Annotated in this window: 35 protein-coding genes; 14 read left to right on the top strand and 21 right to left on the bottom strand. The window is 65.3% G+C overall.

Annotation, left to right across the window (positions count from 1 at the left end; translation table 11 throughout):
- Positions 1-4: 4 nt before the first annotated feature.
- From EOA24_RS00595 to EOA24_RS00680, 19 genes are all read right to left on the bottom strand, one after another.
- A complete protein-coding gene (locus EOA24_RS00595) occupies positions 5-283 on the bottom strand; it encodes a hypothetical protein (RefSeq protein WP_127409411.1) in 279 nt (92 codons plus the stop codon).
- Positions 283-651 (bottom strand): hypothetical protein, encoded by a 369-nt coding sequence (locus EOA24_RS00600; protein ID WP_127409412.1) that lies wholly within the window; start codon positions 649-651, stop codon positions 283-285. Before EOA24_RS00600 ends, EOA24_RS00595 begins: the two co-directional genes overlap by 1 nt.
- 7 nt (positions 652-658) lie before the next feature.
- Positions 659-1,090 carry a hypothetical protein gene (locus EOA24_RS00605; RefSeq protein WP_189353813.1) on the bottom strand — a complete coding sequence of 144 codons (432 nt, stop codon included), beginning with the start codon at positions 1,088-1,090 and terminating at the stop codon, positions 659-661.
- Complete coding sequence (locus tag EOA24_RS00610) at positions 1,060-1,290, bottom strand: hypothetical protein (protein ID WP_127409414.1); 231 nt, start codon at positions 1,288-1,290, stop codon at positions 1,060-1,062. The genes EOA24_RS00605 and EOA24_RS00610 overlap by 31 nt, the downstream gene beginning before the upstream one ends.
- Positions 1,291-1,293: 3 nt before the next feature.
- Complete coding sequence (locus tag EOA24_RS00615) at positions 1,294-2,532, bottom strand: hypothetical protein (protein ID WP_127409415.1); 1,239 nt, start codon at positions 2,530-2,532, stop codon at positions 1,294-1,296.
- A gap of 58 nt (positions 2,533-2,590) precedes the next feature.
- A complete protein-coding gene (locus EOA24_RS00620) occupies positions 2,591-2,848 on the bottom strand; it encodes a hypothetical protein (protein ID WP_127409416.1) in 258 nt (85 codons plus the stop codon).
- 26 nt (positions 2,849-2,874) lie between these two features.
- Complete coding sequence (locus EOA24_RS00625) at positions 2,875-3,654, bottom strand: hypothetical protein (protein ID WP_127409417.1); 780 nt, start codon at positions 3,652-3,654, stop codon at positions 2,875-2,877.
- A gap of 13 nt (positions 3,655-3,667) precedes the next feature.
- Positions 3,668-4,564 (bottom strand): PD-(D/E)XK nuclease-like domain-containing protein, encoded by an 897-nt coding sequence (locus tag EOA24_RS00630; protein WP_245501729.1) that lies wholly within the window; start codon positions 4,562-4,564, stop codon positions 3,668-3,670.
- A 41-nt stretch (positions 4,565-4,605) separates the two neighbouring features.
- Positions 4,606-4,956 (bottom strand): hypothetical protein, encoded by a 351-nt coding sequence (locus EOA24_RS00635; protein ID WP_127409419.1) that lies wholly within the window; start codon positions 4,954-4,956, stop codon positions 4,606-4,608.
- Positions 4,953-5,156, bottom strand: a complete 204-nt coding sequence (locus tag EOA24_RS00640) for a hypothetical protein (RefSeq protein WP_127409420.1) — start codon at positions 5,154-5,156, stop codon at positions 4,953-4,955. The genes EOA24_RS00635 and EOA24_RS00640 overlap by 4 nt, the downstream gene beginning before the upstream one ends.
- A complete protein-coding gene (locus EOA24_RS00645; protein ID WP_127409421.1) occupies positions 5,156-6,073 on the bottom strand; it encodes a hypothetical protein in 918 nt (305 codons plus the stop codon). Before EOA24_RS00645 ends, EOA24_RS00640 begins: the two co-directional genes overlap by 1 nt.
- Before the next feature lie 9 nt (positions 6,074-6,082).
- Entirely contained in the window at positions 6,083-6,709 is a 627-nt protein-coding gene (locus EOA24_RS00650) for a methyltransferase (RefSeq protein ID WP_210213566.1), read from the bottom strand.
- A 180-nt stretch (positions 6,710-6,889) separates the two neighbouring features.
- Positions 6,890-7,777 (bottom strand): TAXI family TRAP transporter solute-binding subunit, encoded by an 888-nt coding sequence (locus tag EOA24_RS00655; RefSeq protein ID WP_189353815.1) that lies wholly within the window; start codon positions 7,775-7,777, stop codon positions 6,890-6,892.
- Between the two features lie 31 nt (positions 7,778-7,808).
- Complete coding sequence (locus tag EOA24_RS43815; protein WP_281059867.1) at positions 7,809-7,940, bottom strand: hypothetical protein; 132 nt, start codon at positions 7,938-7,940, stop codon at positions 7,809-7,811.
- A gap of 37 nt (positions 7,941-7,977) precedes the next feature.
- The gene (locus tag EOA24_RS00660; RefSeq protein ID WP_127409424.1) at positions 7,978-8,187 is read right to left on the bottom strand and encodes a hypothetical protein; all 210 of its coding nucleotides are present in this window, start codon (positions 8,185-8,187) and stop codon (positions 7,978-7,980) included.
- The gene (locus tag EOA24_RS00665) at positions 8,184-8,402 is read right to left on the bottom strand and encodes a hypothetical protein (RefSeq protein ID WP_245501730.1); all 219 of its coding nucleotides are present in this window, start codon (positions 8,400-8,402) and stop codon (positions 8,184-8,186) included. Before EOA24_RS00665 ends, EOA24_RS00660 begins: the two co-directional genes overlap by 4 nt.
- 1 nt (position 8,403) lies before the next feature.
- Positions 8,404-8,715, bottom strand: coding sequence for a hypothetical protein (locus tag EOA24_RS00670; RefSeq protein ID WP_127409425.1), 312 nt, complete (start codon positions 8,713-8,715; stop codon positions 8,404-8,406).
- Between the two features lie 94 nt (positions 8,716-8,809).
- On the bottom strand, positions 8,810-10,015 hold the full coding sequence (locus EOA24_RS00675) for a DUF932 domain-containing protein (protein ID WP_127409426.1): 1,206 nt from the start codon (positions 10,013-10,015) through the stop codon (positions 8,810-8,812).
- Between the two features lie 313 nt (positions 10,016-10,328).
- Positions 10,329-11,009: an XRE family transcriptional regulator gene (locus EOA24_RS00680; protein WP_245501731.1), complete on the bottom strand. Its 681-nt coding sequence runs from the start codon at positions 11,007-11,009 to the stop codon at positions 10,329-10,331.
- A 173-nt stretch (positions 11,010-11,182) separates the two neighbouring features.
- Between EOA24_RS00680 and EOA24_RS00685 the strand changes: the two genes are divergently transcribed.
- The 14 genes from EOA24_RS00685 to EOA24_RS00750 all read left to right on the top strand — a co-directional run bounded on the left by EOA24_RS00685 (position 11,183) and on the right by EOA24_RS00750 (position 18,247).
- Positions 11,183-11,470 carry a hypothetical protein gene (locus tag EOA24_RS00685; protein ID WP_127409428.1) on the top strand — a complete coding sequence of 96 codons (288 nt, stop codon included), beginning with the start codon at positions 11,183-11,185 and terminating at the stop codon, positions 11,468-11,470.
- Positions 11,471-11,559: 89 nt separating this feature from the next.
- Positions 11,560-11,949, top strand: a complete 390-nt coding sequence (locus EOA24_RS00690) for a hypothetical protein (RefSeq protein ID WP_245501732.1) — start codon at positions 11,560-11,562, stop codon at positions 11,947-11,949.
- Positions 11,950-12,016: 67 nt separating this feature from the next.
- A complete protein-coding gene (locus tag EOA24_RS00695; protein ID WP_127409430.1) occupies positions 12,017-12,280 on the top strand; it encodes a hypothetical protein in 264 nt (87 codons plus the stop codon).
- Positions 12,280-13,002 (top strand): hypothetical protein, encoded by a 723-nt coding sequence (locus EOA24_RS00700; protein ID WP_127409431.1) that lies wholly within the window; start codon positions 12,280-12,282, stop codon positions 13,000-13,002. Before EOA24_RS00695 ends, EOA24_RS00700 begins: the two co-directional genes overlap by 1 nt.
- Positions 13,002-13,325 carry a hypothetical protein gene (locus EOA24_RS00705; protein ID WP_127409432.1) on the top strand — a complete coding sequence of 108 codons (324 nt, stop codon included), beginning with the start codon at positions 13,002-13,004 and terminating at the stop codon, positions 13,323-13,325. The genes EOA24_RS00700 and EOA24_RS00705 overlap by 1 nt, the downstream gene beginning before the upstream one ends.
- A complete protein-coding gene (locus tag EOA24_RS00710; protein ID WP_127409433.1) occupies positions 13,325-13,876 on the top strand; it encodes a hypothetical protein in 552 nt (183 codons plus the stop codon). The genes EOA24_RS00705 and EOA24_RS00710 overlap by 1 nt, the downstream gene beginning before the upstream one ends.
- Entirely contained in the window at positions 13,873-14,076 is a 204-nt protein-coding gene (locus EOA24_RS00715) for a hypothetical protein (protein ID WP_127409434.1), read from the top strand. The genes EOA24_RS00710 and EOA24_RS00715 overlap by 4 nt, the downstream gene beginning before the upstream one ends.
- Positions 14,073-14,258, top strand: coding sequence for a hypothetical protein (locus EOA24_RS00720; RefSeq protein WP_127409435.1), 186 nt, complete (start codon positions 14,073-14,075; stop codon positions 14,256-14,258). The genes EOA24_RS00715 and EOA24_RS00720 overlap by 4 nt, the downstream gene beginning before the upstream one ends.
- Before the next feature lie 12 nt (positions 14,259-14,270).
- Positions 14,271-14,612: a hypothetical protein gene (locus EOA24_RS00725; protein ID WP_210213567.1), complete on the top strand. Its 342-nt coding sequence runs from the start codon at positions 14,271-14,273 to the stop codon at positions 14,610-14,612.
- The gene (locus tag EOA24_RS00730; RefSeq protein WP_127409436.1) at positions 14,605-14,913 is read left to right on the top strand and encodes a hypothetical protein; all 309 of its coding nucleotides are present in this window, start codon (positions 14,605-14,607) and stop codon (positions 14,911-14,913) included. Before EOA24_RS00725 ends, EOA24_RS00730 begins: the two co-directional genes overlap by 8 nt.
- A gap of 5 nt (positions 14,914-14,918) precedes the next feature.
- Complete coding sequence (locus tag EOA24_RS00735; RefSeq protein ID WP_127409437.1) at positions 14,919-17,180, top strand: AAA family ATPase; 2,262 nt, start codon at positions 14,919-14,921, stop codon at positions 17,178-17,180.
- A 32-nt stretch (positions 17,181-17,212) separates the two neighbouring features.
- A complete protein-coding gene (locus tag EOA24_RS00740) occupies positions 17,213-17,734 on the top strand; it encodes a DUF6362 family protein (protein WP_127409438.1) in 522 nt (173 codons plus the stop codon).
- 11 nt (positions 17,735-17,745) lie between these two features.
- Positions 17,746-17,934 (top strand): hypothetical protein, encoded by a 189-nt coding sequence (locus EOA24_RS00745; protein ID WP_127409439.1) that lies wholly within the window; start codon positions 17,746-17,748, stop codon positions 17,932-17,934.
- 4 nt (positions 17,935-17,938) lie between these two features.
- Positions 17,939-18,247 carry a hypothetical protein gene (locus tag EOA24_RS00750; protein ID WP_145992522.1) on the top strand — a complete coding sequence of 103 codons (309 nt, stop codon included), beginning with the start codon at positions 17,939-17,941 and terminating at the stop codon, positions 18,245-18,247.
- Here the strand turns inward: EOA24_RS00750 and EOA24_RS00755 are convergent.
- Positions 18,244-18,654: a hypothetical protein gene (locus tag EOA24_RS00755; RefSeq protein ID WP_127409441.1), complete on the bottom strand. Its 411-nt coding sequence runs from the start codon at positions 18,652-18,654 to the stop codon at positions 18,244-18,246. The genes EOA24_RS00750 and EOA24_RS00755 overlap by 4 nt on opposite strands.
- A complete protein-coding gene (locus tag EOA24_RS00760; protein ID WP_245501733.1) occupies positions 18,644-19,495 on the bottom strand; it encodes an RNA ligase family protein in 852 nt (283 codons plus the stop codon). The genes EOA24_RS00755 and EOA24_RS00760 overlap by 11 nt, the downstream gene beginning before the upstream one ends.
- Between the last annotated feature and the right edge of the window lie 63 nt (positions 19,496-19,558).

The following is a 19,558-nucleotide window of genomic DNA, read 5'->3' on the forward strand; positions in this document are numbered from 1 at the left end:
AAAATCAGTGCTTGGCCACGCCGGCAGGCGCGACCGCAGGCTCTTCCTCGATCGGTTCGTTGAGGCGCTTGCTGACGAGCCCGGCGAGCGTGAGCTGCGCGTGGTTGGCGAGGTTGGCGCGGTCTTGGCCGGGGTTGCTGGCCTGCACGATCAGGTCGGCCAGGGCGCGGCAATACTGCGTGACCATGACCACGCGGTCGCCTTCCACGCCCTCGCCGTGCTCGGCGATCCACTCGTTCGCGGCTAGGATAAGCTGGCAGTGAAGGCAGGCTTCGACGGCCATCAGCTTGCCCCTCCGACAAGCCGGATCAGCGCGTCGTTGCTGGCGCTGGCGAGCCGATCGTTGGCCTCGATCTCGCGGGCGGCGTGAGCCTTCGCCTCGGCCACGTCACGCTCGATCCGGCTGCGCAAGGCGATGAATGCCCGCTCGGCCTCGAAAAGCTCGTCTTCGAGCGCGCGGACCTTCTCGTCGCGCTCGCGCCGGATCGCGAGCACGTTGAGGCTGTGCTTCTCGATCGCGCTGCGGTGGACGGCGGTCACGTCGGCGATCGCCACCGAGGCGAGCTTCACCGGGGCAGGCGCGGGTGCCTCGGCCGGCTGCGCCTCGGCGCGCAGCGCCTCGTCGGTGGCGAGCATGGCTGCGCCGAGCATTCTTCTCTCAGCCTGCATTGGTCGCGCCCTCCGCTTCGATCACGGCCGGCGGGATCACCACACCCGGCAGGTTGCCCTCGATCAGCTCGGCGATGGCTTTCAGAATGCCGGCCGCCGACCGCGCCTGCGCCTCGTTGCGCTTGATCCGCGAGTGGAAATCGTGGGCGGCGCGGACATCGATCTCGCTCCCGATGATCAGGCTGGATCGGCTGTCGCCCCATCCGCCTTGGTGCGGTGCCGGCCGAGCGCTCTTCCACTCGCCGTCGTAGTCACCCCCGTAGCCAGCCGCCTTGGCGATCTCGTCTTCGCTCGCCTCGATCAGGTAGCCGGCGTGGGTCTTGCCGATGATCTTCATGTTGAACTCCTTGGGATTGATGGGGCGGGCCGGCAGTGCGGCCCGCCGGCTGATCACAGGTCGGGCGACTTCTTCACCGGCCACGCGTCCATCCTGTCGGCGTGGCCCTCGACAAGGGCCGCGAGCTGCTCGTCCCCGCCGTCATTGCGGACGGCGCGGGCGTAGAGGCGAAGGAGCCGCGCCGCGTGCTTGTCCTGCCCCCGCAGGAGGAAGACCGGCTCGGCCTCGGGAATGAGCCCGGCCGGGTCTTGGATGCGGTCGTAATCGGGGCGAGCGTGCAGCATGGGTCAGCCTTCCTCGCCCGGCTCGCGCAGGGCCTCGCCCTTGAAGCCCTTGGTCCAGGCGTCGGCCTCGGCCTGCCGCTCCTTCGCCTTGAACTCGGCCGGCATTGCCTTGGGGGTCATGCCCTTGGCCTTGGCTTCCTCGCCGCGCGCATAGGCGGCGTCGATCGCTGCGGCGATCTGTTCCGGCGTGCGCTCGTCCTTGGCTTCCTCGGCCTTGGCGGGCTTCTCCTTGGCGGCCTTGCCGCCCTCGGCCTGCTTGCCCTCGCCTGCGGCCTTGCCGCCCTCGGCAGGCTGCTTGTCGCCGCCCTCGGCCGTCGCCTCGGTGCCGGCGTCCTTGCCCGCCTGATCCCCTTCCTCGGCTTGCTTGTCGTGGTCGGGGATTTCGTCGTTCAAGGGGTTCTCGACCACCTTGTGATCGGCCTCGGGCTTGCCGAACATGCTCTCGACCGTCTCTTCCCCGTTCTTGAGCGTCATGAACATCGCGCGCAGGGTGGCGATATGGTCGGTCTTGATCTCGCGCTCGCCATCGACGCCGAGGGCTTCGAAGATTTGCTCCGGCGTGACGCCGAAGTTGGCGAAGGCTTTGATCGCCTTGTCGCGATTGGCGGAAAGCGTCTCGGCTGTGCCGGCGACGATCTTGCGGGCGGCCATGTAGGCGGGGCGATAGACGCCGCGCGGGATGCCGGCGAGGACCGCGTTGCGCTTGGCGATCGCGCAGGCGGCGTTCGACGTGACGTTGATCATGTCGTCGGAAAAGAGGTAGCCGCCGCTAGTCGAAATGCGCCGCCGGACGGTCGCCTTCGACGCCATGTTCGTCTCAAGATCGAGGAAGATGCCCTCGGCCTCGACATACTTTTCGACGCGGTTGACCGCGATCACGCGGGCCTCGATCCGGCAGTTGCCGTAGCATTGCGCGGCGATCTCGGCGAGGCGGATCGACGGCCCCTCGATCGGCTTGTTTTCCTCTTCCGGTTGCTGGTTCGCCTGGGCGTTCCGGCTGCGCTGTTTCTTCTTGCGGACGAGGGCGTAGAGGCATTCCTCGGCGGTGTCCTCGTCCAGCGTGGCAAGGGTCGTGATGTTGCCAATCACGCGCTGGATCGAGCGCGGGAATTGCTTCGCGGTCACGATCTGTGCGTCCAACTCGGCGCGGACGATCGTGCTAAGGCCGGCGGTGTCGATCATCTGCGGCACGCTCGCGCGCTGCTCGATGACTTCGCCGTCTTGGTTGGTCTGGTCGGTCATTGAAGATTTTCCTCGTGGAAGGGCCTGCCCTTGCGGGCAGGCAAAAGCCGAAATGAAATCAACGGGTGGGGGCGCGCTCGGACGGGTCGCTCGGGCCGCCGGGGCGCTTGACGGCGATCTTCACCGCGCCTGCCTCGACCACCTCGATCCGGTCCTCGTCGTACCAATGGCTGTCGCGGGTGGTGCCGTCTTCCTTGACCGGCGGCGTGATGCAGAATTGCGTGCAGCCGGTCAGATAATCGGCCCGGCCGGTAGCGATGCCGGCGAAGCCGGTGATGGTGTCCTTGACGCGATCGCCGAGGTTGACTGTGCTCATGGTGGATTGCTCCTGTTGTGGGTTGGTCAGCGGTATTGCGCCTTCGTGTCCTCGTAGATGCGGACGCCGGGAAGGCTCCGGCCGCCGCCCTTCACGAAGGCGCGCACGGCCTTCGTCAGCTCTGCGTCACTGATGAAGTGAGCGATCCGATCGAACGGGATTTGCTCCCGGTTCTTGATCTCGAAGGTCCACTCGGTCTTGAGGGTGCTGACGCCGCCGCCGGCCATGCGCGTGCGTGCCAAGTCCGCGGCCTTTTCCTCGGAGGCCTGCTGCGCGAGATCGGCCCGCGTCTCGGCCTGCGCCGCCTGCTCAAGGGCAAGCTCGGTGTGGAAATCCTTTCCCGCTTCCTCGGCGGCCTCGGCCTCGCGCAGCTTGCGCTCGGCTTCCTCGCGGGCGATCCGCGCCGCTTCCTCGCGGCGCTCGCGCTCGGCTTGGGCCTTGGCATCCAGATACTTCTTGCCGCGCCGTTCGAGGACTTCCTTCCCCTTGTTGAGCCGATCCGTCAGGGCGGCGAAGAACGCATCGATCGTCCTGCCCGCTTCGAGGTGGGGGTCTTTTTCCTTTTTGCGGTCGGCCTCGGCATCGCGAGCCACGTCGCGGATGCCTTTGATGATCTCGCCGAGCTTGGAATTCTCGTCGTCGGTCGTGATCTCGGACGGCAGCTCGTCGCGGGCCTTGGTCAGGATCGCGGCCACGCGCTCGGTCAGCGCCTCGTAATCGAGCGGCAGGCGCTCGGCGAGCGTCATGGGCGGATTGTTGCCGCCGATCCGTGCGCGTTCGTTTTCAGCAAGGTCGTTCTGCGTCATCGGGATTTCCTCGTCAGAAATGGCGGCTGTGGGCCGCCTCCATGTCCTCGGGCGTGATCTCGGCCAGGGGCTCGTATTCGATCCACGCAGCCCCGGTGCCGAAGCGGTCGCGGAAGTTCACGAAGTTGCGGCGCGCCTGCTCGACAAAGGAGCGAGCGTCGTCCAGCAGCGGATTGGTGGGGGAGACGCTGCCGCTCCACACGAGCGGCGGGCCGTCGCTTGCCCAAAAGACCCACACGAAGGCGAAGTCGCGGGCGGCCAAAACCATGTCGAGCCACCTCGGCTCGGGCTCGTCCGTGCCGAAGACCGCGCCGGCCCTGATCATGTCGGGGATCAGCTTCCGGGCTTCGAGGTAGGTTTCGGCCTGCACCCCGTAGCGGAAGCTGCGGATCGCGCGCAGGCAAAGGACTTTGAAGGGCAGCGGGCGCTTGATCGCGATCGACTTGATGTCCACGATCGCGCGCGGCTTGAAATAGTCGAAGCGGGCTTTGCAGCGCACCGGCTTCCCGTCGATCTCGACCGTCCAGAAAACCGAGACCTCGGGATAGCCGCTGGTCAGCGAGTTCGCGAGATCGGGATGGGCGCGGATCATGCCGGCGGCGAGCGCTGCGCGGTCGTAGTGCTCGCCCGACAGGACTGTCTCGCCGCGCGGAGCGAGGATCGCCCGCACCTTTTCCGTCAGCCTTTCGAGATCGTCCGGCCGGCGGACGAAGGACCGCTTGAACGCCTCGCTGCCCTCAAGCGCCGCCTTGTGGACGCCGCGCCCGAGGGCGCGAGCCGGCGTGTCCTTGTCGGACACTCGAGCCGGGTTGAGGTGCGACCCATGCCAGTAGGCTTCCGGTGCCTGGGCGAGCAGCTTGTGATCGCTCGACCCGAGGGCAGGGTCTTGACGGTAGATCGCCTCGTCCAAGCCGAAGTAGATGCCGTCCTTGTGCTCGAAAGGCGCGGACATCACTGCGCGTCCTCGGCGACGGCGGGCGTCTCGGGCTCGCGCCGAACCTTTGACAGAGGCGCGACCACTCGCCTCGGCTCTTCGGCGCGGCTGATCTCGATCCAAACTTCATCGCCGGCCATGCCGAGGATTGACGCGCCGAAGGTGTGCGTCTCGTCGGGGGTGTATTCGACCACCTCGCCGATCTCGAAGTTCGGCCGCAGCATGGTCACGACCTCGGGGTCCACGTTGACGCTGCCGTAGTGCCCTTCGATCTCGACCGAGACGACCGATCCGACGCCGCCCTTCGAGGGGTAGCGAACGGTCGCTTTGACTGAGACGATATCGCCGGTCTTGTATCGGGTGTTCACAGCTTGCTCCTGTCTTCGATGCCGTAGCCGTCAGCGCTGCGCTGCTGATCCGGCCGCTCGGCGAATTGCGTGTTGAGGTTGATGAAGGCGGCGAGCAGGTCGAACCGCTCTTGCTCGTCCGGCGTGAGCGGGTGGTTGCGGTGGGCCTTCTCGATCAGCTCGCGATCAGCGGGCGTAAGGTGGAATTCGAGGGTGCCCATCAAGCGCCCTCCCCTTCGCCGCGCAGGAAGGTCACCACCTCGTCCCAATTGTGGGACACGTCCGCGAGGACGCCCTTCGCGGTCTCTTCCTGGCTGACGCGGGCGTCCCACGCCTCGCGGTCGATCAGCTCGTCAAGCTCGGCCTCGATCAAGCCCTCGATCGTCGGAGGATCGAGAGCGTCCAATTCCCACGAGCTGTCGCCGAATTGCTCGATGTAGCCTCCCGACCGGCTGTCGGTTTCCTTTGCCGGGTTCGGCGGCGGATCGTGTTCCTCGATCTGCTCCCAATTCAGCGCGAGCCGGCGGACCTCGACCTCGCGGCCGGCGAACATGGACAGCCGATCGGCATTGTCCCGCGTCATGTCGATGCCGGACGGATCGTGGTCGCCGAGGTGCAAGACGATCGGGGTCAGCCCGGCGCGGAAGATGCGGCGAAAGCGCAAGCCGGCGGCATACTGCTCCGATTGCGACGAGTATCCCCGGCAGGCGAAGTAGGGCACGCGGTAGCGCTCACAGATCGGCTCGATCACGCCTACAAGCGCGTCCTTCTCGATCCAGACCTCGGGGCGGTAGTGCTGCCCCTGCCAGATATCCTCCTGATACTGCTCGGCCACCGCGTCGATGATCTGCGACGGGCTGTCCCACACATTGGGCTTGCGGACGTTGCGGGTGCGGTCCTCGATCGCCGACCAATCGATAAGGCCGGCCAGGCGGCCGGCGTTCACGATCGAGCCGAGGCGCTTGTATTCGGTCTGCTTGTTGGCGATCAGATCGCGGCTGACGAATTGGTAGTAGAGCTGGCGCAGCGTGAGCGTGAAACCCTGCCGCTGATACTCGGCAATGATCGCGTTCGCCTGCCGGATCACCTCCTGATGGGGTTCCGAGAAGGGCTTCTCGATAAATGCTTCGCGCGCCATCGTCCGCCCCTAGCGATCGAAGCTGACGATGCAGGCGCGAACCATCGTGCCGGCGGACTTGAAGGCCCCGGCCGGCAGCTCTTCGAACTCGCCGCCCCATGCCGCGACCTGATCGCGGAAGGCCGTGGCCTTCCGATCCGAGCGATAGAGGACGCTCTGCGACATGATCCCGACGAGCCGGCCACCGGGCTTGAGGAACTTCGCCGCGTGCAGGACATGATCGATATCCGCCTGCTTGGCGAAGGGCGGGTTCATGACCACGCGATCATGCGGGGACAACCCGTGCAGGGACAGAAAGTCCGCGTGGATGATCGACCGGAAGCCCCTGCGCTTAAGCGCCTCGACGCGCTTCGCGTCGATCTCGATGCACATGACCTCGCCGCCGGCATCCAAGACCTCGGAAGCGATGTTGCCGAGGCCGGCGCTCGGCTCGATCACGCCCATCCCGTGCTTGATGCCCGCCATCGCGACGATCCGCTCCGCGAGATCGGGCGGCGTGTCGAATTGGCCGAAGTCCTGTTTCGTCCGCTGATAGGTGCCGGTCAGAAGGATCGGCTCGATAGCCTCGGCCGCATCGCCCTCGAAGAGGTGCGCGCCGGCCTTCTTGTTCCATTTCCCGCCGGCTGCGGTCAGCACTTTGTTGACCGCTTCGTAGGTCTTGCGGTCGAGCTGCCCAGGCGGCAGGCGGAAGGCATTTCCGTCCGTCTCGGCCTGCGCGAGGATGTCAAGCACCGTGGCTTCAATGAGCATTGTCAGTCTCTTCGCTGGAATTGGGGGTGGAGTGGGCGGCGGAAGCCGCCGCCCGAGCGCGACCGGCTACTTGCCGTATTGCGCCTGGATCGCCGGCTTCGCGCGCGCTACCGCCGTGATGAAGGCCGCGAGCGCCTTCTGATCCGTGATCCGATCAGAATTCACGTAGACCTTGGCGAGCCACGTCACGGTGCTCTTCCCTGAGAACCACCCCTGCAAAGACTTCGCGTAGGTGCCGCTCGGGATTTTGCTGTAGGTGTAGAGCGGCTTCCCCTGCGGATCGGTGGCGTTGTCGAAATCCCGGTCGTTGACGCCGACCAAGGCGAGGCCGTCGCCGAATTGCTCGTCCGCCTGCCGGACAAGGCTATTGCCGAGCGCGGCGGGCTGCAAAACGCACGTCGTCTCGTTGGCGGCGACCGAGGCCAGGGCGATGACGCCGCTCTCGTTCTTGACCGGCACCTCGCCGTAATCGCTGTCCTGCGCCACGAAGTTCTGCCAGATCAGCCAAGCGCCCGAGCCGGTGTCGCCGAGGGCGATCGAGTAGCCGTTCGCCTTGGGGCTGCTTTCCAGATCCCCGATATCGTCCACGCCGCTCTCCTTCGAGCAGAGGGCGTGCAGATACTCGCGGTGCAGATCGGCGATCGGCTTCAAGGAGGCCGCCGCACCGGGGTTCTGGCGCTTGAGGACGGCAGCGCCGTCCGGCTGGCCGATCATGGCGTCGCAGCCCTCGCCGAGGACCGTGCGCTGAATGTTGCCCCACGTGCCGCCGGTATCCATCACAACGCGGACGCTGATATTGGGGTCGCCTTTTGCCATCCCGGCGATCATTTTGCCGGCCTCGGCATAGGGGCCGCCGTCGATCCCGGTGCAGAGCTTGATTTCAGTCGGGGCGGCGAAGGCGTGGCTCGCGAAAAGCGCCAGGCTCGAAGCCGCAAGGAGGGAGAGAGTGCGCATCAAAATTTCCTCGATTTGATGGTTGCTGATTTCATTGCCGGGCGGAACGCCACCGCCCGAACCGGACGCCGAGGGTGAAGACCACCGCCGTCCAGCAGGTGCCGAGAACGAGCTCCGGCAGGCTATTGATGACGGCGATCCACACCGGCACCTCCTTCGTCATGGCGCGGGGGCCGCCCGCGCGCGGATGCCTAAGCTCGCTACTCGGCGAAGCTCGTGCAGTTCGGGGTTTCGCAGTGGGCCTTGAGGCCCGCCTGCATGAAGCTGTAGTGCAGTGGCCGGCGGCAGCTCGGGCACGGGATCGTGCCGCTGGCCTCGCCTGCCGGGATCGCCCGGATCGCCGCCGCGTGCCGCCAGAAGGCGGCCGAGGCGAAGGCGGCGTCGAAGTCGATCGGATCAGGGCGCATCATTCGGCCGCCCTCGCTGCATAGGGCGGCGGGCCGTTGTCCTCGCCGTAGCCGCCCTCGGTTTCGAGGATCGAGACGCGGGCGACCGTGATCGCCTTCTCCTTGACGATCGAGCGCTGCACGCCCCACCGGGGCATCAGGATGATCGTCCGGACCTTGCGGGTGACGCCCACGATCCGTTGGGCCTCGCCGTCCATGGTGGTGCTGTGCCCGGCCATTTCAGCAAATCACATCGATCGCGGCGGCAGCGGCACCCATGAACTCGGGACCGGCGAAGAGGGACGCGGCGACGATGCAATTCAGGATAGCGCCCTTGCGCTTGCGCGCGGCCTTGGCGAGCCTCGCCGCCTTCGCCCCGAGAAGGGCGATCAGGAACGGGTCGAATTTGGCCTCGGCAAGCGTGAGCGCGACGCTGCGGGCGCTGTCGATATCTGCCGAGGACGCCCGCAGCGTGCTCGTCATGTAGGCTAGAGATTTGGCGCGCTGATACGCAGCCATTTCCGGTGACGGATTGACGAATTTGACTTCCATGATGCCCTGCCGCATTTCCTGAAAAGCTGTTCTGATTTTGGGTAGGTCCGAGGGGCGCGGGCCTCGTATTCCGCGCCCCTCGGCAGGTCCGCCGCTAGGCGACCTTGTCGAGAAGCTTGCGGGCTTCGCTTTCCAGCTCGATCCGATCGTCGGTCTGCTGGATATCGCGGGCGACGGCGCTGATACCCTGCGCCAAGTCCCAAACCGTCCGGGCCGGGCGGCCTTCCTCTTTCTCGACCGCTTCGAGCACCGCCGTGGCGCGCGCGCGGCTGAATTTCCGCGAGGCGAGGAATTCGAGCGCTTCGTCGTTGTCGGCCGCGATCTTCGCGGCCTTGGCCTTGGCGACGCCCTCGATCAGCTTCGTGCTCGATCCGCTGGCGAAGCTCGCGAGGGCCGGCCGGGCCTCTTCGATGAAGCGCGTCGGGGCGAGCTTGCTGTGGCGCATCGTGATCTCTTCGAAGCCCTCGACCCCCCACATGAGGCGATTGCAGCAAATCGCCCGCAGGTAGAAAGCCGCGAGCTTGAGCGCTCCCGATCCGACCTCGGAATTGGTGATGTAGAAACCCCGGAAGACAAGGTCCGGCTCGCCCGAGGGCAGCTTCCCGATCTCGATCGGGTTGCGATCGTCCACCAAGAAAATGAAGACGTCGCGGTCGCTCGCATAGAGCGTCGTGGTGTCGATCGTGACTGGGTGGTTGGGGTCATAGCGCATGGTGCGCCAATCGAGCAGGCCGGGCACCTTCCACCGCTCGTCGCCCAGGCCGTTGCCGGCGACCTGCTGGACCGCAGCGACCACCTCGTGATCGTAGATGCGGCCATAGTCGGGGCCGGTCGCCGCAAGCAATTCCTCGGCGGTGCCATAGGTCTTGATGCTCTCGACGCCGCGATTATAGCGCATCCCGTATTGCAGGGCGTCCGCGACGATCTGGCTCGGCAGTTGCCGCAAGTATTTGGCGGGTGCCTGGGCGAGGCTGGCGAGCTGCCCGAAGCTCCAATGCGTCGGGGCGATTTCCTCGCCGCCGGGCAGGCCGATCGCGAGCTTGTGGAGATCGTCCTGCGTCTTGGGATCGGGGGCGATGAACTCGATCTTGCGAGTATCGAGGCGGGTTTCTTTGGTCCGCTGCGCGCGAGCCAAAACGTTGTCGCGCAGGGCATTCAGTGAGAGGAACCGCTGATCTGCGGGCCTCGCGATCCATTGCTTAGAAAGATCGCTTCTAATTTCACCCTTGCTTAAATTTCCGACCGCATAGTCCCCGGTTTGGGGTGCTTGGGTGGTGTCGATCGTCGTAATTGCGTCCATCATTCAGCTCCAATCCTGACAGCAAATCGCTGCCGTGGGACGGAACATAGATCGAATTTCCAACGCTATGCAACTGCTCCGTTGGAAATTTTTAGGGATAAACAATCATTCCCGTTGGAAGAGAATTAATCACTTTCTGAAAAAATTCGTGTCGCGCGCGTTACAGCGCCAAGCCTTGAGACGGCGACGCAAAAGGGCTCCGGCGAAAGCCCGGAGCCCTATGATAGGTAGTACCTATGTAGGTTTATATTCTACGATCCGCGCGGGATCGCGCATGTGCGCGCCCCGCGCACGCGGTAGGCAGATCAGTTTGTCAAGGGGTTGTCAGCGGCGTTTCGAGGTCGAGAAACAACCTCACAGCTCGGGTGACGATCGCCAAAATCTCGACGCCCTCGCTGCCGAGCGTCAGCGGCTCGAAGTGGTGCCGGGGATCGGCAGGCGCAGCCGTTAGCATGGTCGCCCCTTGCCACACGTAGGTCTTTCGCAGGGACAGCTCGATCGCAGGGCTCTCGCTGCCGTCGCGCCGAGCGCGGCAGACCGCGATCAGGCCGGCGCGCGGCGGGCCGAAGGCTTCGATCCACGCCTCGGCCTTGATCCCGGTCACTGTCATCCCGTCTAGGATGCCCTCGGCCCCCAGGCCGTCGCCTCGCACGTCAAAGGCGATATTCGGCATTCCGGGGTATCGCGGATCGGGCTCGATCGGGGCGGTTGTCCGCGCCGGGAAAAAGCCGGCAGCGTCGGTGCGCCAAACACCCGTCTCGCATATCCCGCCGAATTCCACAGCATTCGGATCAAGGCGACGAACCTCGCTCTGCTGGCCGGTCAAGTATTCGAAATCGCACTCAAGGCTCTTTGCCAGCAAAAGGCCGGCCTCGTCGTCGCGAACCGATTTCTTCCGGTCGATCAAAATGTCGTTGATGAAGCCCCGCTCAAGTCCAACGGATCGAGCCAAGGTGATTGCAGACTTCCCGAGCGCTTCAACACGCGCCGCCACCCTGTCCCTGCGGATTGGTTTGTTTGACATGTACTCACTCTAATCCATCCAACGGCTCTCCGGCCGTCAGTTGGGCACATATCAGATAATTCTCACGGATGCTATTGACTTTTCCAATCCCCGAGTAGGTAGGCTGCGCCCTGATTTGCAACGATCGATTGGAAGGATTTCCCATGCTTGATGCGCCGCTCGAACCGCGCATGAGGGAGTGGCTGATCGCCTTGTTTGACGCCTATTCCCAGCACACCGGCCGCACCATGGGCACGATCTCCGTTCGCATCTGCGGGGGCGATGCAGGCATGTACGACGCCCTGAAAGGTGGGGAACAGACCTTTTCGGCCTACACCTTCGATCGGACGTTGTCCGCCCTTTCCGACGCATGGCCCGACGATCTCCGCTGGCCCGAAGGCATCCCGCGCTTCGGCCGCTCGGCCGTGCGCACCAAGGCCCGCAAATCCTGATCCCTCGAAGACAGGCCCGGCGGTGGCCGGTGCCGAATGATTTCACCCACTTCGAGCAAGGAGACGCCTGGATGGCGAAACGAGCGAAAATGACCACCACGAGCGCGAAGGAAGCGCGTGGCGGTGTCAGTGCAGAAGACCTCAAGCGCGTGATCGGCGAGATCAGCCGACAGAAAAAGCACGCAAGCGAATACGCCGGCCTCGCCGGCAAAGCCACACAGGCGGCAGTCGAGCAGCACGGGCTCGAAAAGACCGCGCTGACCTTCGCCCGCCGGCTCAACGAAATGGAAGACGGCAAGCGCCAGTCGGTGCTGCGCTCGCTGATCGAGTATTCCCACAAGCTCGATTTCTTCGCGCAGCAAGACGCCTTCTCGGACCTGATCGAACTCTTCCGCGAGATCGTCGCCGAGGCGGACGCCACAGCCGACAGCGGCAAGCCGACAAAGGGCGATCCCGTCGTTTCCAGCATGGTCCAGTGACCAGTTAACCCCCCGAGCCGCGCCGGGCGATCGGCGCGGTCTCGATCACAAAGCGAGGCACTACCCAATGGCAATTTTCTCCGTCACGACCGTCATTCCGTCGAAGAGCGGTTTCGTCTGGTTTCCCGCCGAATTCGAGCAGGCAACGCTCGATGATCTCTTCGAGGACATGGCGCAGGACGGTTGCGTCAAGTGCCAGAAGATCATCCTCGAAAGCCAGGGCGGCACCCGGATCGCCCGCAAGCGCGAGCCGATGATCCTCGGCCTGCCCGGCATCGTCACGATCACGCCGATGCATATCGACTTTGTCGAAGCGGTGGACGCCAACTGATGTCCGCCAAAGAGCGCCGCCACTTCGATCCGATCACGGTCCCGGCCGAGGCCGGCCGGCGGCGCGTGCATCGGATCACGTGCTCGCGGTGCCCTGCCTTCGCTGACGTTTCCGCCAACACCCACGGCGGCTCCCGAGCCCACGACGATCTCTTCCGAGTGTGGGGGCGCAGCGGGTGGGAGATCGGAAGCAACCCGAACCGCGATCTGTGCCCCGCCTGCGCCTCGGCCAAGCGCCGCAGCGCCCACAAACCGAAAACCGAGAAGCCGATGGGCAACAAGCCAGCCCCGTTGAACGCACAGGTGATCCCGATGCCCGCAGTCCTCGCCGCCACCCCGGAAGCCCCTCGTCAGCCGAGCTTTGACGAGAAGCGGCTGATCAACGCCAAGCTCGAAGAAATCTATCTGGACGATAAGCGCGGCTACGCCCCCGGATGGACCGACAAGCGCGTCGCGGAAGACCTCGGCGTGCCCCGGAAGTGGATCGAGGATCTCCGCGAGGCGAATTTCGGGCCGGCGCAGGACAACGAGGAAATCCGGCTGGCGATCGAGGAAGCCCACACGCTTCGCAACGATACGCAGAAGGCCCTCGCCGACGCCAGGCGCGAAGTGGCGGCGATGCGCCAGCGGGCGGATCAGCTCGAAAAGCTGATCCCCTCCCTCGCCGATCGGTTCGCCGATCTCGATCGCAAGCTCGGGCAGATCGAGAAGGTGCTGCGCTGATGGCCACGGACGAGAACGGCTTCGATCTGCCGCCGGAGTTCCGTGCTGTCGCCTTCCAAGCGCAGGAGCGCGCAAGCTCCTTCGTGGCGATCGAGGCCGACTTCATCCAATCGCTGACCGGCTTGCCGCCCGAGCAGGCCGGCACGATAGCGGTCCACTCCGCGATCCGCGGTGCCCTCCTTATGGCGCTCTGCGTCGCCGATCAGCGCGGTGTCGAGCCGAGCCGTGATCGCTGGATGGCGGCTTGCGGCGAAGCCTTCGATCAGCAGGTGCCCGCCATGCTCGCCGCTATCAATGCCGCCAAGGCCGAGGGCAAGCTGTGATGGCGAAGGAGTGGAAAGGCGACATCCTCGCCCTCGATATCGCTACCAAGCTCGGATGGGCCGAGGGCGAGCCCGGCGGCACCCCTCGCTTCGGATCGCTCGCCCTCGCGCCGGACGGCAGCTCACAGGCCGCCATATTCGGCGGAATGATCGGCTTCCTCGGCTCACGCCTCCAAGCCTTCAAGCCGCGCACGATCGTCTTCGAGGCTCCCGAGCTTTTTCGTCTGCGCTCGGGCAAGGCCACCCGCGCCACGATCGAGGTTCTCTTCGGCCTGCCGGCGGTGATGCAGGGCGTCGCCTATCGGATGGGCGTCTACGATTTGCAGGAAGCCACAGCGCCCGACGTGCGCGGCTTCTTCATCGGGCAGCGCAATCTCAAGCGCCAAGAGGCGAAGAAGGCCGTCGTAGCCGAGTGCCATCGCCGGGGCTGGATGGTCCGGAATGACGACGAGGGCGACGCCTGCGCGCTGTGGGCGTTCATGTGCGCCTACAAGGTGCCCGAGCTGCGCACCGCGAGCCCCGCAACGCCGCTTTTCGGGAGGGCATCATGACGATCCTCAACCACGCCCTCATTTTCGTTTGCGCGATCTTGATCGTCTTTCTCGCGATCGCCTGCGGCATCCTTGTCAAGCGGTCGAACGATCTGGCCGCAACCGAGCGCTACGGGCAGGCCGGCCTCGAACTCGGCCGCGCGGTCTTCGTGATCTGCTTGGCCGCCCTGATCGCCATGATCGCGGTGCTCCTGAGGTGAGCGGCGACGAACTCGACCACGCGGCAGTCCTTTGGCTGCGCGGTTGGGACACCTTCGCGATCGCTCGCGAGCTGCGTCTGCGTGAAGCCACTGTGTATCGAAACCTACTCGCCATTCGGAACCGGGCACATGAAATCAAGCGTGAAGTGGAAGCCTCTGATCGACCGTCCGACCAGAGCTGATGGGGCCAATAAATGAGAGAGCCCCTGCCGCAGCGCCGTCTCTCCGAGACGATCCACTTCAAGCACGACAAGTTCGTCTATACCGCAACGCTCGGGTTCTATGACGACGGCCGGATCGGCGAAATCTTCCTGTCGTCCACAAAGTCCGGCTCCTTCCTCGATATCGCCACCCGCGACAGCGCCATCGCGTTGTCCTTCGCCCTACAGCACGGCGCGCGGATCAGCACGATGCGTGAGGCCATGACGCGCGACGGCCAAGGCCGCGCCGAAGGCGCGCTCGGGGCCTTGCTCGATCGGCTTGCCCCGATTGAAGCTGAGATCATGGCGCAGCTCGCCGAGGGCCGCGATGAATGAGGAAGTCGCCCGCGACGAGGAAGTGCAGGAACGCGATCCGCTCCTGCCGCAGGAGCCCGAGCCGAAGCCGGAGAAGCCCAAGCCAATCGGCCTCAATGAAATGGCCCTTGTGATCGTGACCGAGGCCATGAGGCGCAGCTCGTCGGCCAGGGCGATCGAGAAGGAATTCGGGCCGGCTCACGCCCCGAGCGACAAGGCGCTGCGCGAGATCGAGGTGCTGCACGCGACGGCGCGCTTCCTCGATACGCTCATGCCGATCCTGCCCGAAATCAAAAAACTGCTTAAGCCGAAGAAGAAATAACGGACATGGCATCCGGGGACAAAGGCGACCAATTCGCCCAATACATTCGGCCGGTAGCCGAGAAGCTGTGGGGTCAGCCGAGGAAGGGCGGCACCGCCAAGGAGCGCCGCTTCGGCGAGACGCGCACCATCAACGAGAACGAGGGCACGTGGTACGTCCACAACGACGACAGGGGCGGCGGCGTCCTCGACCTGATCGTCTATGAGGGCAAGGCCAGCGACCGCAAGGAAGCGGTCGAGTGGATGAAGCGCGAAGGCTTCTACATCGAGGACAGTCGGCCGGCGCAGCCGGGCAGCAATCGCAACGCGAAAGCCGAGGGTGCCGACGATCATCCTTCGGACGGAGCGCGGAAGGAACTCGTCAAGACGTGGGATTACACCGACGAGGCGGGCGCGGTGCTGTATCAGACCATGCGCTATCAATTCCGCCGGCCGGACGGCTCGTGGCGGCCGGGCGAGGACGGCAAGCCCGAGAAGACCTATTCGCAGCGCCGCAAGGCGCAGCCAGGCGAGCAAACCCGCGACGGGTGGGTCTACAGCCTCAAAGACGCGCGGATCGTTCCCTACCGCCTGCCCGAGCTGATCGAGGCCGTGTCGAACGGCTACCGCGTGTTCTTTGTCGAGGGCGAGAAGGCCGCCGATCGGCTGCTTGATCTCGGCATCCCCGCCACCTGCAATCCGATGGGTGCGGGGAAATGGTGGGACGAGCTGACCCCCTACTTCGCCGGGGCTGATGTCTGCATTCTGCCGGACAACGATCCGCAGTCGAGAAAGAAGTCGGGCGAGCTGCTCTTCCACGAGGACGGCCGGCCGAAGTTCGCCGGTAAGGATCACGCCCTTCTCGTCGCCAGCAAGCTCAAGGGCACCGCCGCCAAGATCGCGACACTCGAGTTGCCTGACCTTCCGCTCAAGGGCGACGCCTGGGACTGGATCGAGGCCGGCGGCACGGCCGAGCGCCTTTACGAACTCGCGGCGCAGGCCAAGGCCCCCGAGCTGCCCGCCTACAAGTCCAAATTCGGCGCGGTGTGGTTCAACGAGATCGGCAAGCAAAAGCCGCAGCGCGACTGGCTGATCAAGAACCTGATCCTCGCGAAGTCGTTCGGGATCGCGTACGGCCCGCCCGGCTGCGGCAAGTCCTTCCTGATCTCGGACATGATGCTTTCGTGCGCCGCAGGCGCGCTCATGGTGAATGATCAGCGGCCCGAGTGGTTCGGATATCGCGGGCGAGCCTTTGGCGTCGTCTACGTGGTTGCCGAGGGCCGCGAGGACTTCGAAATCCGGCTGCACGCCTGGCGCGCCGAGCACGACATCCCGGCCGACGCCTTCCTGCCCTTCGTCTTCCTGCCGACCTCGATCGACATGAGATCGAGCGACGCGGACATGAAGAAGCTCGCCGAGGAAATCCGGGAGATTGACAAGATCATGCGCGAGCGCTGCGGCTGCGGCGTCGGCGTGACCGTGATCGACACCGTTGCCCGCGCCCTGGCTGGCGGGAACGAGAACGACAGCCAAGTGATGGGCTCCTTCATCATCAACTGCGACAAGCTGAAAGAGGCGACCGGCGCGGCTGTCCTCGGCGTCCACCATGGCGGCAAGGAGGCCGGCCGAGGCCCGCGAGGGCACGAGGCGCTGCACGGCGCGGCCGACTTCGAGATCGAGGTCACAGGGGCCACGCCCGACACGCCGAACCTGTGGACCGTCCGCAAGCTTAAAGCCGGCCCTGCCGGCGCGACGCACCGCTTCCGGCTACGGCAGACCACGGTCGGGCAGGACGACGACGGCGATCCGATCACCTCCTGCGTCGTGATCAACCAGAAGGCGACCGAGGCGGCGAGCGGCACCGAGAAGCCGAAGGGCTTCAAGGCTCGCGATCCTGAAAAGGAGTTCTTGAGCGTCCTCGCTGACACGATCGACAAGAAAGGCGTCATGCCCCCGCCCGATCTGGCGCTGCCGAAGGGCGTCGTCCTCGTCGCCTCGGCAGACGACGTGCGCGCCGCCTTCAAGGAGAAATACACGGCGACCGAGGAAGGCACCGACGCGCAGATCGAGACGCGGCTGCGCACGCGGTGGTCCCGCGCCACCAAGGCCATGCTCAAGTTCAACATCATCGGCAGCAAAAGGCCGTGGATTTGGTTCACCGGGCGCGAGGTCCAAGGGGTGCACATCAAGGGCGTTTCTCGGGTGGAAAACACCTATGTCGAACCGCCGGAGCGCGAGGACGGCGATCCGGGCATCACTGACGACGACGTGTCGGACTTGATCGGCTGATGAGCAGAAAAATCGATAGGCGGGACGAAAAAATGCGGGAGCGTGACGAATACGAGGCCGAGCGTGACAGCGGCGGCTCGTTTCACGGCGGCCTTGACGATCTGTGGGTGCCGGCCACGGTCGAGAAGCGCCTGATCGAGGCCGCGAGGCTCACCCTCACAACGACCGGGCCGGTCGGTCCCAAGGCTTACGGCTCGGCCATGCCGATGTATCAGCGCGACTGGACCGACTGGCTTGCGCAGCTCGATGACGCCTTCAAGGACGCGGCCGACGTGAAGATCGAGCAGGACGAGCGGCCGACGCGGCTTGCCGCCACGAGCCGGCAGATCACCCGGATGGAGGCCGCGATCCGGTGGCCGATCAAATACCTCGACGCGGTGCCTGGGCCTCGCAAGGTGCTCGCCGTCTACCTGCGCTGCCGGGCCTACCGGAAGCCGTTCGGCCGGGCTTGCAAGCGCCTGGGATGGTCGAGGGCCACGGCCTACCGCGCCCGCGACAAGGCCCTCGCCCTGATCGCGCAGGGCCTCAACCGAGATCACGTTCCCACCGAGTAGGAGAAGCGGCGATGGACAAGCCGATCGCAGAGCAGACCGAGGAATTGACGCTGGCCTTGGAGGCGTTCGCCCTCACCTTCGAGGGCGACTTCTGGCGCGGATCGCCGGCACAGGCCGTGGCCCATCGGATCGCCGAGGATCGCGGCGGCATGGAGGCCGTGAGGGCGTCCTTCGAACAGCGGATCAGGGCGAAGGGCTGACGGCATGGAGCGCGAATTGAAGCTCGGCGAGACCCGTTGGCACACCTCCGATGCGGAATGCCCGAGCCCCGACGTTGGGATCGAGTTGCAGCTTGCCGGCGACCGGCAGCTATGGGCCGGCGAGATCACGCGAAAGCGGTGGGAAGACGCCGGGGGCGAAGCCCTCGGTCTCGGCAGCGACAACGGATGGTGGATCATCCTCTACGAGGGAGAGGCCACGACCGTAATCGGCAAGTGCCTTGACCCCGGCGACGCCCGCGAGCTGATCGACATCATCGCCGCCTCGATCCGCTCGGCCATGGCCCGGCATTAGCCGGGCGGCAGATACTTGTAGGTGTCCGCGATGTAGGCGGTGAATTCCCGTTCGAGCGCGGCCACAGCCTCGTCCTTGCTGGCTTCTGATCCGCGCTGTCCGCCGTGCTTCCGCCACCGCTTGTCATTGGTCGAGATCGACCAAAACCAACGGCCCGCGCCTGGGCCGTGCTGCTCGCCCCGAACACGTCCCACCGAGGCGGACCCGAGGAAGGTCGGCGAGAAATCGTGCGCGATCGGATTGCCGTTGATCACCGTGCGGCCCCAATCGAGCCAGAGGCGCGCGCCCAGGCCGCGCACAGCGGCGCAGGCATCGACAATGGAACCGCAGCTCAGCACGAGCCTTGATCCGTCCATGATCTCGAAGCGGCCGGCGGCCTCGCGCACCTTCAGCCGATCAGCCGGCATCGTCGCGCTCGTGGAATTCCTTGAGCGAGGCGTGACGCAGCCCCTCGCCCTTGAGCGTCCTCACGCGGCCGACGAGGGGCCGTGGTGGCGGCCCGCCGCCTTCCTTCATTCTCGCCCACAGACGCTTGCGCATTTCGCCAGAAACAGCCACGGCGGCCGAGCCGACATACTTGCCGCCATCGGCGAGCAACGCCACGGGCCGGCCGTCCTGGGCGCGCTTGAGGCCGACGATTTCCAGATCACGCAGCTCGAAGCACTTCGTCTTGACCCACGCGTCCGAGGCCCCGCTGCGATAGGCGCTGTTCGGGCGTTTCGAGACGATGCCTTCGAGATCGAACTGCTCGGCCGCCTGGAAGAATTCGGCACCGCCGCCGACGACGTGTTGGACGAACTGGATCGCCCCCTGCGCCGGCTTGACCAGATCCCATAGGATCGCCTTCCGCTCGATCAGAGGCAGCGCCCGCAAGTCCTTCCCGTCAAGGTGCAGGATATCGAACGCCACGAATGCTAGGCGCTCGGCGTTCCACTTCATGGCCTGGCGCAGCGATTGCAGATCGGAGTGGCCGGTAGCGTCCGGCGCGATCATTTCCCCGTCGAGGATGAAGGACGAGGCCGGCAGCGCCTCGGCCGCCGTGACGATCGGCCAATACTTGCTGCTCCAATCGAAGCCTTTCTTCGAGAAGGCGCGAGCGCCTGCCCAATCGAGGATCAGCTCCGTCCTGTAGCCATCGTGCTTGATCTCGTGCAGCCAGTCGTCGCCGGCCGGCGGCACCTCGATCAGGACGGGTGACATAGGCGGGATGAATTTCAGCCGCTCGGGGGCGGGCTTGCTACGCTTCAAACTCGGCACTCCAACACAACGCGGATCAAGGCCCGAGCCGGCCTTCCGGTTCCCGAACCATTT

The organism is Mesorhizobium sp. M2A.F.Ca.ET.039.01.1.1 (assembly GCF_003998035.1).
GTDB lineage: Bacteria > Pseudomonadota > Alphaproteobacteria > Rhizobiales > Rhizobiaceae > Mesorhizobium.